Source organism: uncultured Vagococcus sp. (genome assembly GCF_963518325.1).
GTDB lineage: Bacteria > Bacillota > Bacilli > Lactobacillales > Vagococcaceae > Vagococcus_D.
The window spans coordinates 20,477-35,826 of sequence record NZ_CAUQJB010000012.1 but is presented as its reverse complement, the minus strand read 5'-3'; the positions used below and the strand labels follow the sequence as shown (position 1 = coordinate 35,826).

Sequence of the window (15,350 nt, the reverse complement as noted above, 5' to 3'; positions counted from 1 at the left end):
GCAAGTTATCTTCGATGATGGTTTACTTGTCACCTTATGAGAATCCTTTTTATTTTGTGGTTCTCAGTGTGGCTTTACTGCCTCTAATCATCCAATTGCTGCGAGGCAAGCGAATGATGTGGTATCAAAATATCTTAACCGTGTTCTTTTTATGGATGAGTTTTGGAGGCCCCAGTCTTCATCAAGGGATTGCATTAGTTCTCTATGTGGCTTGGCAAACCTTGTTAGTCTGGCTGTATTTCAAACATCGCCAAGCTAGAAATACAAATGGGGTCTTTTATTTAGCAGTTGTGTTAGCCATTATCCCCTTATTTTTAGTAAAAGTGATTCCTTTTATTCTAGAGCAGAAAGCCTTTAGAATGATGGCAGAGGCCACTCCTGCATTGAAGCTAATGCCAAGTTTAATCGGATTTTTAGGAATTTCCTATCTGACCTTTAAAGCTGTTCAAATGATCATGGAAATTCGTGATGGCTTGATTAAAGAGTACCATGTCGGACGCTACCTGCAATTTCTATTGTTCTTCCCGACCATTTCGTCTGGTCCAATTGACCGTTATCGTCGTTTTGAGAAGGATTTGTTAAACCCACCTGAAAAAGAGAAGTACTTGGAACTAATATCAAATGGGATTCAAATGTTCTTTATGGGATTTTTATATAAATTTATTATCGGCTATATATTTGGTAGTCAGTTACTGCCTCGGGTCCAGGATTTTGCGATTCAGCAAGGTGGTTTGTCCTTAGGTTTGTTAGGCACGATGTATGTCTACACGTTTTACTTGTTTTTCGATTTTGCTGGCTATAGTTTATTCGCAGTCGGCACCAGTAATTTAATGGGCTATGAGACGCCAGTCAATTTTAACAAGCCCTTCTTAAGTCACAATATTAAAGAATTTTGGAACAGATGGCACATGTCTTTGTCCTTTTGGTTTCGCGATTACGTCTACATGAGACTGATGTTTACTTTAATTAAGAAAAAAGTCTTTAAAAGTCGGATTACCGCTTCGAATGTCGGTTATTTTGCCCTCTTTATTCTAATGGGGCTTTGGCATGGCTTGACGTGGTGGTACTTAGCCTACGGACTGTATCATGCCGCCTGGATCTGTTTGACAGATGTTTGGCTGCGTTACAAGAAAAAACACAAGGAACAATTACCAAGCAATCAATTCACGCACGGGTTGTCAATCTTTTTGACCTTCCACGGGGTGGCCTTAAGCTTCCTGATATTCTCAGGATTTTTAGATACCTTAATGAAAGTGCCTTTGAGATAAGAAGATAAAACTAAAAGGAGATTATACAAGATGAATACACAAGAAACTATTTTAGATATTTTAGAAGAGTTAACAGGGACGGAAGAAGTAAAGGACAATTTAAACGTTGACTTATTTGAAGAAGGGTTATTGGATTCTTTAGGAACGGTTCAATTGTTAGTGGAAATTGAAGGTCAATTAGGCGTTACGGTACCAGTATCAGAATTTGAAAGAGATGAGTGGGCAACACCTCAAAAAATTGTGGATAAAGTCGTTGCCATGGAAGCATGAGTTTTAAAAAGAAGCTTTTTACCACGATAGGTCCGTTGGTCTTAGCCTTTGGTATTTTAGGAGGGATCTTTTTATCCCCTTTTAAGTTTAGTGAGACCAGTCCTAAAGTGATTGAAGAAGCTTCTACCTCAATGGCCGTTAATGTTATCAAAGGGAATATATTGAAAAATAAGGCGATGGGGACTGGCGAATATGTGCCTTTCTTTGGATCATCAGAGTTGAGTCGCTTTAATGCTTTTCATCCTTCTGTCTTAGCCACAAAATACGATCGTAACTATCGACCGTTTCTCTTAGGTGCTGCAGGAACCCAGTCATTATCCCAATTTTTAATGCTTCAATCGATGGCTGATGAAATGGTTGGCAAAAAGGCTGTTTTTATTATCTCTCCACAATGGTTCGTCAAGGGTGGTGTTAGTAAAGAGATGTTTTCTCTTTATTTTTCACCTTTGCAGACCTATCAGTGGGCGAAACATGTTGATCAGATCGGAGATAGTGAAATATACACAGCCAAGCGTCTATTGAAGTTTTCCAGTGTGCGCTCAGACACGACTATGAAGACTCTCTTAAGCCAAATCGCTCAAGGAAAACCTCTGTCTACGACTCAGAAAAAGTTGTGTCAGGTGAAGCTGAATGTCTTAAATCGTGAAGATGAGTTGTTTGGCCATTTAGGAATGTTGGGCAAACAAGGGAAAATTAAAAAAGAGGAAAAACTATTACCAGCAAATTATGATTTAGACCAGTTGGACAAGTTAGCCTTTAGAATTGGTGAAGACAGTACGAAAAGCAATAAGTTTCAAATTACTGATAACTTTTATAAGAAGCGTATTGTCCCCGTTCAGAACTCACTGAAAGGTTCTCAAAAAGACTTTGATTACCGCCAGTCACCAGAATTTGGTGATTTTCAGTTGTTCTTAGCCGAAGTGGCTCGTTTGAAGATGGATGTATTATTTGTGATTCCACCGGTCAATGCCCGCTGGTCAGAGTATACTGGCCTGTCAACGGAAATGTTGGATCAGTTTAGCTTAAAGATTAACAAGCAGCTAAAGGATCAAGGATTTGATAATGTTCTTGACTTCACTCAGGATCGTGGAGAAGATTACTTTATGGAAGATACAATCCATATTGGTTGGCGCGGTTGGGTTGCCTTGGATAAGGTGGTAGCTCCTTTCCTTGCTGAACCGGAAAGCGAACGACCAAATTATCACTTAAATAGTTATTATTTTTCTAAAGAATGGAAAAAGTTACGCCCATCAGAGATAAACTAAAAAACAAGCAAACTCCATGGTGGGTTTGCTTGTTTTTTTACACTTCCCCCTTTAAAGGTGCAGGGTGGCAACCACTGGAAAATGGTCTGATGGATAACGTCGGTTACAGTTATCCGTTAGAACGCCGACTTTTTCCACATTGATTTGATCTGAGACAAAGATGTAGTCTATTTCTTCTAAGTCTTCCCAGGCTCTGTCGTAAGCGAAGTCTTGAAAGGTGCCAACTGGACCATAGAAGGAACTTCCTTCTTGCTGTTTGGCATCGGTTAGATGCTCAGTAATCAAGTGATAAGTCGCTTCTTCTGGAAGGGCATTAAAGTCCCCCATTAAAATCAATGGTTGATTACTAATTTTAGAGAGGCAGTGATCTAAGATAATCTGTGCACCAAATAAACGAGATTCAGCAGAGATATGATCTAGGTGAGTCGTGGCCACAGCAAATTCTGTTCCTGTTTCTTTGCTTTTTAAAAAGGCACAGACGCAGACCCTTGGGCAACCGGCAGTTGGATGAATACTTGGTAAATCCGGTGTGTCAGACAACCAAAAAGCTTCTTTCTTCAGTAGTTCAAACTTCTCTTTTTTATAAAAAAGCGCGGTGTATTCACCTTGGTTGAGACCATCTTCTCGGGCTAAACCGGCTACCTCATAAGCGGTCAGGGCTTTTAAGTCTGCAAGTTGATTGGGTTGTACTTCCTGAGCGCCAAAGATGTCCCAGTCGTGATAACGAATCAGGTTGACCACATGAGGCTGACGGTTTTTCCACGACCATTGGCCGTCAGCTTCTGTGTCCGTGCGAATATTGTATGTGGCAACAGTTATTTGTTCCATTGAATAAATAAGCTCCTATCTAAAGTGAATTTGTTTTATAGTTAAAAGTATAAGACTAGTTGTGATAAAACACAAGATGTGGAAATTTGGTGAGAGCAATCAATGGTGTTGGTGTTTGACGAATCGGTTGATGTAGATGAGATCAAAGTGATTTTAACAGTGTATCTGATGAGAGGTAGTTCATAAAAATCACTTGTAATGTTATAATTGTTTTAGACATCCTTTTAAATCACTTTAGTTGGATGAACGGATGAGCTCTTAAAGTTAAGGTGACTAAACACGCTAATCTTTTAGGGCGTATGGGAAAATAATAAATAGAGGTGAATCTTTTGGATATCCAGGAAGAATTGTTTTTAAAGGAATTAACAGATGCTCGTGGTGTACCAGGAAATGAAGAGGAAGTAAGAGCCATTTTCAAGAAATACGCAGAACCACATGCGGATAAACTGATCTATGATGGCTTAGGTGGCATTGTGGCTCGTCATAATGGGAATCAGGAAGGTCCACGTGTCTTGATAATGGGGCATATGGATGAAGTTGGCTTTATGGTGACTCAAATTACCGAAAAAGGCTTTATTAAGTTTCAAACACTAGGTGGCTGGTGGGGTCAAGTCATGTTGGCGCAACAAGTTCAAATCAAGACAAGTAAAGGCAAACTGATTCACGGTGTGATTGGTTGCAAGCCGCCCCACGTGCTATCGGCAGAGGCCCGCAAAAAACCATACGATGTGGCAGAGATGTTTATTGATGTAGGGGCGACTAGTGAGCAAGAAGTTAATGACTGGGGAATCCGTCCTGGTGATATGGTGACGCCTTATACGGAGTACCGTCGTTTAAATGAGTCGAAATATTTAATGGCTAAAGCTTGGGATAACCGAATTGGGACGGCTGTTTCCTTAAAAGTACTGGAAGCACTAGCTAAAGAAGGTCATCCAAACGTTCTTTTTGCTGGGAGTAACGTTCAGGAAGAAGTGGGCCTAAGAGGGGCACGGACGAGCACTCATCTGACGAATCCCGATATTGCCTTTGCCTTGGATACGGGAACAGCCGGGGACACACCGGGAATGACGGCCAGAGAATCCAATTCAGAGTTAGGGAAAGGGCCGCAAATTTTAATCTTTGATGCGTCGATGATTCCTCATAAAAAATTACGGGATTTTGTTATTGACGTTGCAGATGAATTAGCCATTCCCTATCAATTGGAAGTGATCACAGGCGGTGGGACTGATGCTGGGACACAACACATCACCCGTGATGGGATTCCGTCGTTGGCGATTACGGTGGCAACCCGTTATTTACATTCTCATACCTCAGTGATTCATGAAGATGATTACTTAAATACAGTTAAGCTTGTTACGGAAGTTGTTCGCCGTCTTGATGCTGAGACAGTGGCGAAATTGAAAGCTTATTAAAAAACATTTTTGTCCTTTTATTTATTAAAAAAGCATATTTGGCTCGTAAATCTTTGATTTATGAGCTTTTTCATTTTAAAATAGGTGAAAGAAGTATAGAGTAAGAGAGTGAAGGGAGTCGGATCGGATTATGAAGGTAACAGTATTGGGCTATTGGGGAGCGTTTCCCTGGAATGGAGAAGGAACCAGTTCCTATCTATTAGAGGCAGATGGTTTTAGTTTGTTGATCGATGCAGGCAGTAGCACTTTAAACGTCTTACAGGAGCAACTAGACCCGTTGACTCTCGATGCAGTAATTATCTCTCATTACCATCACGATCACATTGCTGATTTAGGTGTCTTGCAATATTACCGCCAGTTAAAACCTAAGGGGCTGCCTATCCCAATTTTGCCGATTTATGGGCATCAGGAAGATAAGGGGCACTATGAGTCTTTAACCCTGCCGGGAGTCTCAGAGGGACGTCCTTATGTTGAGGGAGAGCCTCTTGACATCGGGCCATTTCGTCTGGGATTTTTACGAACGGTTCATCCAGTGACCTGTTTTGCTATGAGGATTGAGGAAATTAAAACGGGGAAGGTCTTGGTTTACACCGCTGATTCTGGTCATTTGGCAGCCTTTAAAGAGTTTAATGAGGGCGCCGACGTACTGATTGCCGATACCTATCTTTTAGAAGGTCAGGAAAACCATCACGCCCACTTCACCTCAAAAGAAGCCGGTTTAATGGCGCGAGAGGGTCGCATTAAGACGCTGATCTTAAGTCATTTACCTCAAGAGGTGGATTTAGACTTATTACGAGAGCAAGCTCAACACCATGCAGGTGAACAAGTGGCGGTGCTCTTAGCTCAAAGGAATTTAACATTAACCATTTAGATGAAACGGAAGGATGATACCATGTTATTTGTACCAAATGAAAACAACGACCCCCGGGTTAACTTAGCCATTGAAACCTATTTATTAAAAGAAAAACCTTTAGATGAGCCAATGTTACTTTTTTATATCAATGAACCATCTATTATTATTGGGCGCAACCAAAACACTATTGAAGAGATTAACAAGGATTACGTGGAGGAAAAAGGCATCCATGTGGTTCGGCGCTTAAGCGGTGGTGGGGCAGTTTACCACGACTTTGGCAATTTAAACTTTAGTTTTATTATGCCGGATGACGGCAACTCTTTCCGTGATTTTGCAAAGGTAACACAACCGATTATTGATGCCTTACATGCTATGGGGGTTGAGGGGGCGCAGCTAAAAGGGCGTAACGATTTAGTGATTGGCGATAAGAAGTTTTCCGGTAACGCGATGTATGCAACGAACGGTCGCATGTTTGCCCATGGAACGATCATGTTCGACAGCGATGTTAACGAAGTGGTGAACGCTTTGAGGGTTAGAAAAGATAAGATTGAATCAAAGGGAATTAAATCGATTCGTTCGCGAGTGACCAACATTAAACCATTTTTATCAGACGAGTATCAAAACTTATCAACAGTTGATTTTCGCCAAGATATTTTATTGCGTATTTTTGGGGTTGAAACCTTGGCCGAAGTTAAAACCTATGAATTAACAGAGGAGGACTGGCTAAAAATTAATCAAATCTCAAATGAGTATTATCGCAATTGGGATTGGAACTATGGTCGTTCGCCTGAGTTTGATTTGGTGAGACGGGAACGGTTCCCAATCGGTTCGATTGAGGCTAAGATGAATGTATCCGGTGGTAAAATCAATGAGATTCGTATTTTTGGTGATTTTTTTGGCTTAGGTGAAATTGCCGATGTGGAAGGGCAGCTTACAGGTATTCAATACGATAAGGAATCCATTACTGAGGCTGTTTCGACGATTGATATTAAGAAATATTTCGGCAATATTGAAGTTGCTGACTTAGTTAAGTTGCTCTATTAAAGCTTTTGTGAAACCAGAGTAAGAATCTAAACCAGACCAGTTTCTTGGTTTGGTTTTTTTGAAAGTGAAAAAATGAACTTGACTATTACTCGCTCCTTGCTTATGCTAGTAAGAGGCGTGTTTTTTTACACGGGAAATAGGAGACGTGATGGTAAGTTGAAATTTAAAATAGGGATGCGGACACTAAAGACCGGCCTTAGTGTCTTTATTTGCATGCTAATAACTTTTTTATTTAAGCGTGAAACGTATATTGTGTCAACAATCACAGCAGTTTTTACATTGCGTGAAAACATGGAAAAAACGGTGATGTTTGGCAAACATCGCATTGCCGGTAATATTTTTGGCGCCTTGACGTCATTACTGGTTATTTTTATTTTTGATGTTTTTGGCAACAGCCAGCTAACACAAATTTTGACGATTCCCAGTGTGATCATTTTATTGATCACCTTGTTATCTGGATTTGGCTATAATGAAGGGGTTGTAGGTGCCTGCGCCACCTTACTAACGATTTTATTCATGATCCCGGAACAAGATTCTTATGTCTATGCTCTTAATCGGGTTATCGACAGTTTTATCGGCATGGGGGTTGCCTTAGGGATTAATGTGTTGGTTAATCGACGAGAAGTTAAGAACTATGAGGAAACGGACACTAGTCAATCGTGAAAAAATAAAGAGCTATTAGCGAACGATTGCTGATGGTTCTTTTACCTTTATAAAGACGACATGGCTTCTTTACATTAACTTCACATTCATTTGGTATATTTAAACAGAACTATTAATAATGCTTGATAAGAGTCGTTCGTTAAAGGTTCTTAAATCAAGTGTTATTTAATGGAACAGTTGTTATGGATACTGATATAGCTATAATTATTTTATTTATTGTGAAAATACGTTATTTAAATAAGCATAAATAAAGAAAATAAAAGAGGATTAGTGTATATTAAATCTAGAAAGCAAGACTTATTTTATGACGTGGAAGGAGATGGTGTAAGTGAAACAAAAAGCGATTAGGACCTTTCTATTTGTCGCCTTATTATCACTCTTACAACCAGTGGCAGTTTCAGCGACTGAAATTGCTCAATTAACTCAAGGAAATCAAGGTGAAACAGCACCTGTTGAAGAGGTAGTCGAAACAACAGAAGGTAGTTCGGTCCTGCCAGAACCAGAAACATCGGCAAGTGAAAGTAGTGAGCCGCCAGAATCCTCAGAGGAAGTACCGACAACTAGCTCCACAGAAGAAAGTGAGTCTTCTACTGAGCCGTCTACAAGCCAGCCAGAAACAAAGCCAAGTGAAACGAGACCGAGCGAAACGAAACCGAGCGAAACAAAGCCAAGTGAAACAAAACCAAGCGAAACGAAACCAAGTGAGTCGAAACCGACCACACCGGCTAAACCAGTTGTTCCAAGACCACAGGAGCCAGCTCAACCGACCAGTCCAGCTAACCCTGTTTATGAGGAACCACAATCAGGTGAAGGCCTAGTGGAAATTGGCAGTGAAGCAACCGTTACGTTCAACAATACAACAGAGGAATTTATCAAAAAAATTGGACCTCTAGCAGCAAAGATTGGTGACGAACATGGGCTATACGCTTCAGTCATGATTGCTCAAGCTATTCTGGAAAGTGCTTCTGGGAACTCAACCTTAGCTGGTATGCCAAACTATAATCTATTTGGCATTAAAGGCAGTTACAAAGGGAAATCAGTAGGGATGGCCACACAGGAAGATACTGGTTCGGGTTCACTTTATACGATTAACGCTAACTTTAGACGCTACCCAACCTACAAAGAATCCTTGGAAGATTACGCGAAGCTTTTAAAAGAGGGCATTAGTGGCAATCAAGAATTCTACAAAGGAACATGGAAAGAATCAGCGAAAACTTATCAGGAGGCAACAGCTTTTTTAACAGGAAAATACGCCACTGATATTCATTACGACGCCAAGTTAAACGGGTTGATTAAAACCTATGAACTAAACAAGTATGATCAATTTGATAAAGAGATGGAAAAACGTTTAGCGGCGATGACCATGGGGCCGAAAGAAGAAAAATTAGTGGCTGAGGCCACACAATTTTTAGGTTTGCCTTATGTTTGGGGCGGGACGACAATCAACGGGTTTGACTGTTCCGGTCTAGTCCAGTATGTCTATCAAAAAGCTGCCAACGTTAATTTACCTCGTGTGACCTGGCAACAGGAAACAGTCGGAACAGAAGTAGGCTTAGATGAGTTGAAAACCGGTGATTTATTGTTCTTCGGAACACGAGGAGCGACTCATCACGTGGCCATGTACTTGGGAGATGGGTTATTCATCCACGCACCTGAACCAGGAGATGTAATCAAGATTACATCGATTGCTGACTTTAAACCTGATTTTGCTAAACGAATTTTAAATTAATCAAAGAAACTTGCTGAGAGATGACTCTTTGCAAGTTTCTTTTGTCGAATTATGTTGGACTTATGGGTAGAAACTACAATCACTCGGTATAGTAAAGAGATAAGTCAGGAGTGATTGTATGAACCAGTATTGTGATGAGTGTGGCGCTATGTTAATTAAGAAAGAACACGAGGAAGGGATTTATCTTTATTGCACCTCTTGTCAGCAATACAAGTCCCCCCATTTTTCTGCCGCCATGAGGACCATGATTCATAATCCTTCAAAGGATCGTCTTTTATTGATTAAACAAGGAGGAGTAGGGGATATTTTGACAGCAGGCTACGTGTCACCAGGGAGTTTGTGGCAGTAGCGGTTATTCGAGAAGTCGCGGAAGAATTAGGTCTGTTGGTGACGGACACATGTTTCTTTAGGTGCCGTTACTATGAACCATCCAACACATTGATGATGGATTTTATTTCAGCTGTGGCAGGGAGTACGTGTTAAAAATTCCTGAAGTGGGTCAGGTTACCTGGTTTATTTTCAGTCAGGCCAAAGAAGCCATCCGTTCTAATTCACTAGCAGAAGAATTTTTACCCAGCTATTTGGCAGAGCGTTGAGCCAAAACCCAGTTAATAATAGCTGATATCGGGGCAATTAAAGAAGCCATGACTAGTTAACCAGTCATGGCTTCTTATTTATTTGACATCTTTTGTATGTTCAACAATTGTTGTGACGATTCCGTAATCCACAGCTTCATCAACACTTAACCAGAAATTACGGTCAGTATCAGCCGCGACTTTTTCGTAAGAATTGCCAGTTGCTTCAGCAATTAAACGGTTGACCCGTTCACGCATACGAACGATTTCTTTTGCTTCGATTTGGATTTCTGTACTTTGTCCTTGAACACCACCAGCAGGCTGATGGATCATGTAGCGGGTATTTGGCAAGCTGTATCGATTTTTGGCTTGTGCCGCTAAATAAATCGTAATACCGGCACTTGCTACCCAGCCGGTTCCAATTACTTTGACTTCAGGCTTAACAAATTTAATCATATCGTGAATCGTGTCACCAGCTTCAACATGACCCCCTTGGCTGTTGATAAAGATGGTGATTGGCTCGTCGCCTAAGGATTCTAATAACAACAACTGGCTAGTGACTTCTTTAGCCAAGTCTTGATCAATGCCGCCATAAATTAAGATGGTGCGGTTTTCAATCATTTTTTTAGTTAATAAGCTGTTTACGTCTGTTGCTTTTGTTTCTTCTGTCATGGTTAGTGCCTCCATATGTGTTAGTTACTAGCAAAATGCTGTCTAGAAATATCTTAGCACAAAGAAAAGGATTAGACAAAATATTTGACCTTCTTTGACTAATCTTTTAACTACGCCTATGGTGCCTATCTGCGGACTTTTCGACCTAAGCCAACACCGTTGCGCATTTTTTGTAACGTTTTGTTTGCCACTCGTCTGGCCTTCTCTGCACCCTCGTCAAGAATTAGGTTGAGCTCATCAGAGGCTAGGAGCTCTTTCTGGCGGCTTTGAATCGGTTCTAGGACAGTTACGATGGCTTCGCCTAAATCGGCCTTAAAATCGCCATAACCGGCCTCTGAGTACTGTTCAACTAAAGTAGGTATACTTTTACCTGAAACAGCTGCATAAATTGTCAGTAAATTAGAAATCCCAGGTTTATTTTCCACATCGTACTCAATTTTCCCGCTGGAGTCGGTGACGGCGGAGCGGATCTTTTTGCGAATCACATTTGGCTCGTCGAGCATGGAAATATAACCTTTGGTATTGACATCGGATTTACTCATTTTTTTCGTCGGTTCTTGTAAACTCATAATACGCGCTCCTTGTTCTGGGATTTTAACTTCCGGAACAATTAGGATAGGTTGTTTTTCTGTACCATAACGTTTATTAAAGCGTTCAACAAAATCACGAGTTAATTCCAAATGTTGTTTTTGATCATCCCCCACAGGAACCAGATTAGCATTGTATAAAATAATATCGGCAATCATCAGTGGCGGGTAAGTTAAGAGGGCAGCGCTAACCCCTGTACGGCCATTTTTAAGTGATTTGTCTTTAAATTGAGTCATTCGTTCCAACTCACCAATCGTCGTGTTACACTGAACGATCCAAGCCGCTTCAGCATGAGCGGAAACCTCCGACTGAATAAAAATGGTGGCTTTTTGAGGGTCCAAGCCAACAGCTAAATAAAGAGCTGCCAGTCCAAGGGTTTGTTCCCTCAGCTTTAAGCGATCCTGAGGGACCGTAATGGCATGTTCATCAACGATACAGTAGTAGCAGTTATAGTCTTCTTGCAAGGCGACAAATTGCTGCATTGCGCCAATATAGTTGCCGATAGTGGGGATTCCACTGGGCTGAATTCCAGAAAAAATAGTGTCCATAGTTGTCATCTTCCTAACTGTCAGTTTTAGGGAGGAGTGTCTCTTCCCTGTCCAAAATAGTCGCCAGCCAGATTTGCTAGCGTTTCTCATTATTATTATACTGGAAACTCATGGAAAAAGACAGTTCATTTGAGAAGGGCTGAATGAGTGGTGTTAAAAAACTAATACAGAGATGTAACTGTACTAGTGTTTATTTAAGGTACGATTTACATTTGTGAACTTTTTATGAATATTGTATAATAATTACGGGAAGGTATTAAGAAATACATACAGGTCAAGGATTCTGAGAGGTTTTTTTCTTGACAATAATTTAATTTGGTGTAGTAATTACTTCGGAAATGATGTATAATATAACTTGTAAGGGTTACAGTTAAGGTTGCTGTAATAAATTATGGATGCAGATGTAGAGTGCATGAAAAAAGGAGTGAATCATATGCTAACACTATATACTTCTCCAAGTTGTACTTCTTGCCGTAAAGCAAGAGCGTGGTTATTGGAACAAGAAATTCCTTTTAGAGAACGTAATATCTTTTCAGAACCATTGGATATTACTGAATTAAAAGAAATTTTACGAATGACAGAGGATGGAACAGAAGAAATCATTTCGACACGTTCTAAAGTATTTCAAAAGTTGGATATGGATCTTGATGAATTGCCGCTACAAGAGTTATTAAAACTCGTGCAAGAGAACCCAGGTTTGCTACGACGTCCAATTATGATTGATGAAAAACGACTTCAAGTAGGATTTAATGAAGATGAAATCCGTCGTTTCTTACCACGGGAAGTCCGTGCTTTAGAGTTGCGCCACGCCCAATTGATGGCTGGTTTATAGAATGATTTAATACCTCGTCTGTTTTGACGAGGTATTTTTAGGATTTTTTTCTTTACTTTTGTAGGTTTTAGGCTACAATGTGACTATAGAGAATAATTTCTAACATTAAGTATAGTTAAAGAAGAGAGGTGTAGCCAATATGGAAATGGAGCGCATTAATGAGAATACTATTCGGGTATTAATTGAGAACGAAGATTTAGAAGAACGTGGGGTTACTTTTTTGGATCTGTTAGGCAACCACAAGCAAATCGAAAATTTCTTTTACAGTATTTTAGAAGAAGTAGATATTGATGAGCAATTCCAAGAAACAGACGCAGTCACGTTTCAGGTGCTACCGAATCGGAATGGCTTAGAATTATTTATTAGTAAAAACATGATGATGGGTGATGACGGAGATATTCCTGAGTTGTCTGACATGATGAATCAAGATGCCTTTGGCGAGTTTGTCAAAAAACAAATGTCTGATGGTACTCCTTTGGAAGAGATGAGCAGTCCTGACCGAATTGACAGATACATTGATAACCTAGATTCGCCAGTAATTGAATCCGTGGTTAGATTAGATTCTTTTGAAGATTTGATTCAACTAGCTAAAATGGTTAAGTTTGAGAACGTTGTGACACATTTGTATCGTTTAGAAGATGAACCAGATGCCTATTTCTTACATGTTGTGTTCTTTTTGGAAGACACGACCGAATCACAAGTCAATGATGACATGGCCGTGATTTTGGAATTTTCAAGTCTGACAAAAATTACGCCGGAAGTACTTGAAGAGTATGGCCAGCTGATCATGGAACGCAGTGCCTTGGAACAAACAAAATATTACTTTAAGAAATAAGCAAAGGTTCTAACTATGTTAAAATAGTTAGGACTTTTTTTCTTGATTCAGTTCCTTTTAGTTGCCAATCATTTGTCAGTTACGGTAAACTGAAGAAATTGTTTTAACGAAATAAAAGATGGAGTGTTGCAAATGACTAAATACGAGACCTTACTGTTTGACGTAGATGAAACCTTATTAAATTTTAAAGAAGGGCAACACAATGCCTTGACCCAGTTGTTTAGTGATCAGGGCGTGGCGTTAACGCCAGAGATTCGCCAACGCTATGAAGCTAGAAACGCAGCTCTTTGGCGTGCCTTTGAACTAGGCGAACTGAGTAAGGAGCGGGTCTTAGGAGATCGCTTTACTTATATTTTTAAGGAGTGTGGCTTAGTTAGAGATGGGCTTGAGATGGATCGACTTTTTCGGAACTACTTAAAGGAAGAAGCGATTCTTTTAGAAGGCGCCTTTGAAGTGGTATCGGAACTGTCCCGAAGTCACCAATTGTACGTGGTGACCAATGGGGTGTCCACCACTCAATACCGGCGCTTGGAAAAATCTGCCTTGAGACCTTACTTTAACGAGGTGTTTGTTTCGGAAGATACTGGCTATCAAAAACCAATGCCTGAATTTTTTAACTACGCATTTGAGCGGATTGACAATTTCAATCCAGCTAAAACAATGATTATTGGCGATTCATTAGTAGCGGATATTCAAGGCGGAAATCAAGCGGGAATTGCTAGCTGTTGGTACAATCCTCAGCAATTGGCAGGAGAATCGGCCATTACCCCTACTTATGAAATTCAGCAATTAAAGGAGCTACACGAGATCGTCTAAGGCGCTCCCTGGTGCCTAAAAAACAAGGTCAAGATCCGCTGAGTGCGGTTATCTTGACCTTGTTTTGTTATATTATTACATGCCGATTAAGTAATCGTCATCTTTCATGGCTTCGACAGATCCTAATAAGTAACCATTCCCGACTTGCGAGAAGAAGTCATGGTTGCTAGTACCTGTTGAAATCCCATTCATGATAATCGGATTAACATCGTTAGCTGTATCTGGGAAGAGTGGGTTTAGTCCTAGGTTCATCAACGCTTTATTAGCATTGTAACGTAAGAAGACTTTAACTTCTTCCGTCCATCCAAGATCATCGTATAAAAGTTCGGCATATTTTTCTTCATTTTCATACAATTCGTATAATAAGTTATACATCCAGTCTTCCATCTTACCTTGTTCCGCTTCAGATAATTGATTGAATCCCAATTGGAATTTATAGCCAATATAGGTACCGTGAACTGACTCGTCACGAATGATTAGTTTAATGATTTCAGCCACGTTTGCTAACTTGTTGTTACCCAGGTAACGCAAAGGGGTGTAGAAACCTGAATAAAATAAGAAAGTTTCCAAATAAACACTAGCCACTTTACGTTCTAAAGGTGAACCAGTTAAATAAATATCGTTGATGATTTTAGCTTTTTTCTGTAAATATTCGTTAGTATTTGTCCATTCAAAAATCTCATCAATTTCAGTTTTGGTATTTAATGTGCTGAAAATCGAAGAATAACTCTTAGCATGAACGGATTCCATAAATTGGATATTGTTCAATACGGCTTCTTCATGAGGAGTTCGACTATCATTGCGGATAGCGTCAATCCCATTTTCTGATTGCAGGGTATCAAGTAAGGTTAGACCACCAAACACACGGCCAACTGTTTGTTTTTCCAAGGCAGACAAGGTGCGCCAGTCATCTAAATCATTTGATAGCGGAATTCGCGTATCTAACCAAAACTGTTCTGTTAATTTTTCCCATGTTGATTTATCAATGGCATCTTCGATAGCATTCCAGTTTATTGCTTCATAAAAAGTTTCACTCATTGGTCCATTTCCTCCTATTTAAAAGGCTGCTCCGCCTGTATCGGCTTACTGTTAATAACAGAAAAATAGGGAAAAATGACGTGAGAATCTCACAAGCATTTTTCCGTTTTTTTC

17 protein-coding genes are annotated in these 15,350 nt (G+C 40.1%); 13 read left to right on the top strand and 4 right to left on the bottom strand.

All coding sequences use genetic code 11. The features are described 5' to 3' along the window. Positions 1-14 precede the first annotated feature (14 nt). Genes dltB through dltD form a run of 3 tightly spaced genes read left to right on the top strand, consistent with a single transcriptional unit; the run spans position 15 to position 2,803 of the window. Entirely contained in the window at positions 15-1,268 is a 1,254-nt protein-coding gene (gene dltB, locus RWN13_RS11570; RefSeq protein WP_314063773.1) for a D-alanyl-lipoteichoic acid biosynthesis protein DltB, read from the top strand. Positions 1,269-1,298: 30 nt separating this feature from the next. Next, a complete protein-coding gene (gene dltC / locus RWN13_RS11565; RefSeq protein ID WP_314063592.1) occupies positions 1,299-1,538 on the top strand; it encodes a D-alanine--poly(phosphoribitol) ligase subunit DltC in 240 nt (79 codons plus the stop codon). Next, the gene (gene dltD / locus RWN13_RS11560) at positions 1,535-2,803 is read left to right on the top strand and encodes a D-alanyl-lipoteichoic acid biosynthesis protein DltD (RefSeq protein WP_314063590.1); all 1,269 of its coding nucleotides are present in this window, start codon (positions 1,535-1,537) and stop codon (positions 2,801-2,803) included. Before dltC ends, dltD begins: the two co-directional genes overlap by 4 nt. A gap of 51 nt (positions 2,804-2,854) precedes the next feature. Here the strand turns inward: dltD and RWN13_RS11555 are convergent, their stop codons facing one another. Then, positions 2,855-3,631, bottom strand: a complete 777-nt coding sequence (locus RWN13_RS11555; RefSeq protein WP_314063587.1) for an endonuclease/exonuclease/phosphatase family protein — start codon at positions 3,629-3,631, stop codon at positions 2,855-2,857. A 329-nt stretch (positions 3,632-3,960) separates the two neighbouring features. On the opposite strand from RWN13_RS11555, the gene RWN13_RS11550 reads away from it, so the two are divergent. The 7 genes from RWN13_RS11550 to RWN13_RS11520 all read left to right on the top strand — a co-directional run bounded on the left by RWN13_RS11550 (position 3,961) and on the right by RWN13_RS11520 (position 9,815). Further along, positions 3,961-5,043, top strand: coding sequence for a M42 family metallopeptidase (locus tag RWN13_RS11550; protein ID WP_314063585.1), 1,083 nt, complete (start codon positions 3,961-3,963; stop codon positions 5,041-5,043). A gap of 130 nt (positions 5,044-5,173) precedes the next feature. Beyond that, a complete protein-coding gene (locus RWN13_RS11545) occupies positions 5,174-5,914 on the top strand; it encodes an MBL fold metallo-hydrolase (protein WP_314063582.1) in 741 nt (246 codons plus the stop codon). A 21-nt stretch (positions 5,915-5,935) separates the two neighbouring features. Further along, positions 5,936-6,940, top strand: coding sequence for a lipoate--protein ligase (locus RWN13_RS11540; protein ID WP_314063580.1), 1,005 nt, complete (start codon positions 5,936-5,938; stop codon positions 6,938-6,940). A 174-nt stretch (positions 6,941-7,114) separates the two neighbouring features. After that, positions 7,115-7,603 (top strand): aromatic acid exporter family protein, encoded by a 489-nt coding sequence (locus RWN13_RS11535; protein WP_314063770.1) that lies wholly within the window; start codon positions 7,115-7,117, stop codon positions 7,601-7,603. A 328-nt stretch (positions 7,604-7,931) separates the two neighbouring features. Next, positions 7,932-9,332 (top strand): glucosaminidase domain-containing protein, encoded by a 1,401-nt coding sequence (locus tag RWN13_RS11530; RefSeq protein WP_314063578.1) that lies wholly within the window; start codon positions 7,932-7,934, stop codon positions 9,330-9,332. Between the two features lie 118 nt (positions 9,333-9,450). After that, positions 9,451-9,681 (top strand): hypothetical protein, encoded by a 231-nt coding sequence (locus tag RWN13_RS11525; protein WP_314063576.1) that lies wholly within the window; start codon positions 9,451-9,453, stop codon positions 9,679-9,681. Further along, positions 9,672-9,815, top strand: coding sequence for a hypothetical protein (locus tag RWN13_RS11520; RefSeq protein WP_314063574.1), 144 nt, complete (start codon positions 9,672-9,674; stop codon positions 9,813-9,815). Before RWN13_RS11525 ends, RWN13_RS11520 begins: the two co-directional genes overlap by 10 nt. 191 nt (positions 9,816-10,006) lie before the next feature. Here the strand turns inward: RWN13_RS11520 and RWN13_RS11515 are convergent, their stop codons facing one another. Continuing rightward, a complete protein-coding gene (locus RWN13_RS11515; protein WP_314063571.1) occupies positions 10,007-10,579 on the bottom strand; it encodes an ATP-dependent Clp protease proteolytic subunit in 573 nt (190 codons plus the stop codon). Positions 10,580-10,704: 125 nt separating this feature from the next. Continuing rightward, entirely contained in the window at positions 10,705-11,715 is a 1,011-nt protein-coding gene (trpS, locus tag RWN13_RS11510; protein WP_314063569.1) for a tryptophan--tRNA ligase, read from the bottom strand. A 433-nt stretch (positions 11,716-12,148) separates the two neighbouring features. On the opposite strand from trpS, the gene spxA reads away from it, so the two are divergent. The 3 genes from spxA to RWN13_RS11495 all read left to right on the top strand — a co-directional run bounded on the left by spxA (position 12,149) and on the right by RWN13_RS11495 (position 14,198). Then, the gene (spxA, locus tag RWN13_RS11505) at positions 12,149-12,547 is read left to right on the top strand and encodes a transcriptional regulator SpxA (protein WP_209532780.1); all 399 of its coding nucleotides are present in this window, start codon (positions 12,149-12,151) and stop codon (positions 12,545-12,547) included. A 139-nt stretch (positions 12,548-12,686) separates the two neighbouring features. Next, a complete protein-coding gene (locus RWN13_RS11500; protein ID WP_314063566.1) occupies positions 12,687-13,382 on the top strand; it encodes an adaptor protein MecA in 696 nt (231 codons plus the stop codon). Between the two features lie 132 nt (positions 13,383-13,514). After that, the gene (locus RWN13_RS11495) at positions 13,515-14,198 is read left to right on the top strand and encodes a YjjG family noncanonical pyrimidine nucleotidase (protein WP_314063563.1); all 684 of its coding nucleotides are present in this window, start codon (positions 13,515-13,517) and stop codon (positions 14,196-14,198) included. A 75-nt stretch (positions 14,199-14,273) separates the two neighbouring features. Here the strand turns inward: RWN13_RS11495 and nrdF are convergent, their stop codons facing one another. Further along, positions 14,274-15,236, bottom strand: a complete 963-nt coding sequence (gene nrdF, locus RWN13_RS11490) for a class 1b ribonucleoside-diphosphate reductase subunit beta (protein WP_314063562.1) — start codon at positions 15,234-15,236, stop codon at positions 14,274-14,276. Positions 15,237-15,350: the final 114 nt, after the last annotated feature.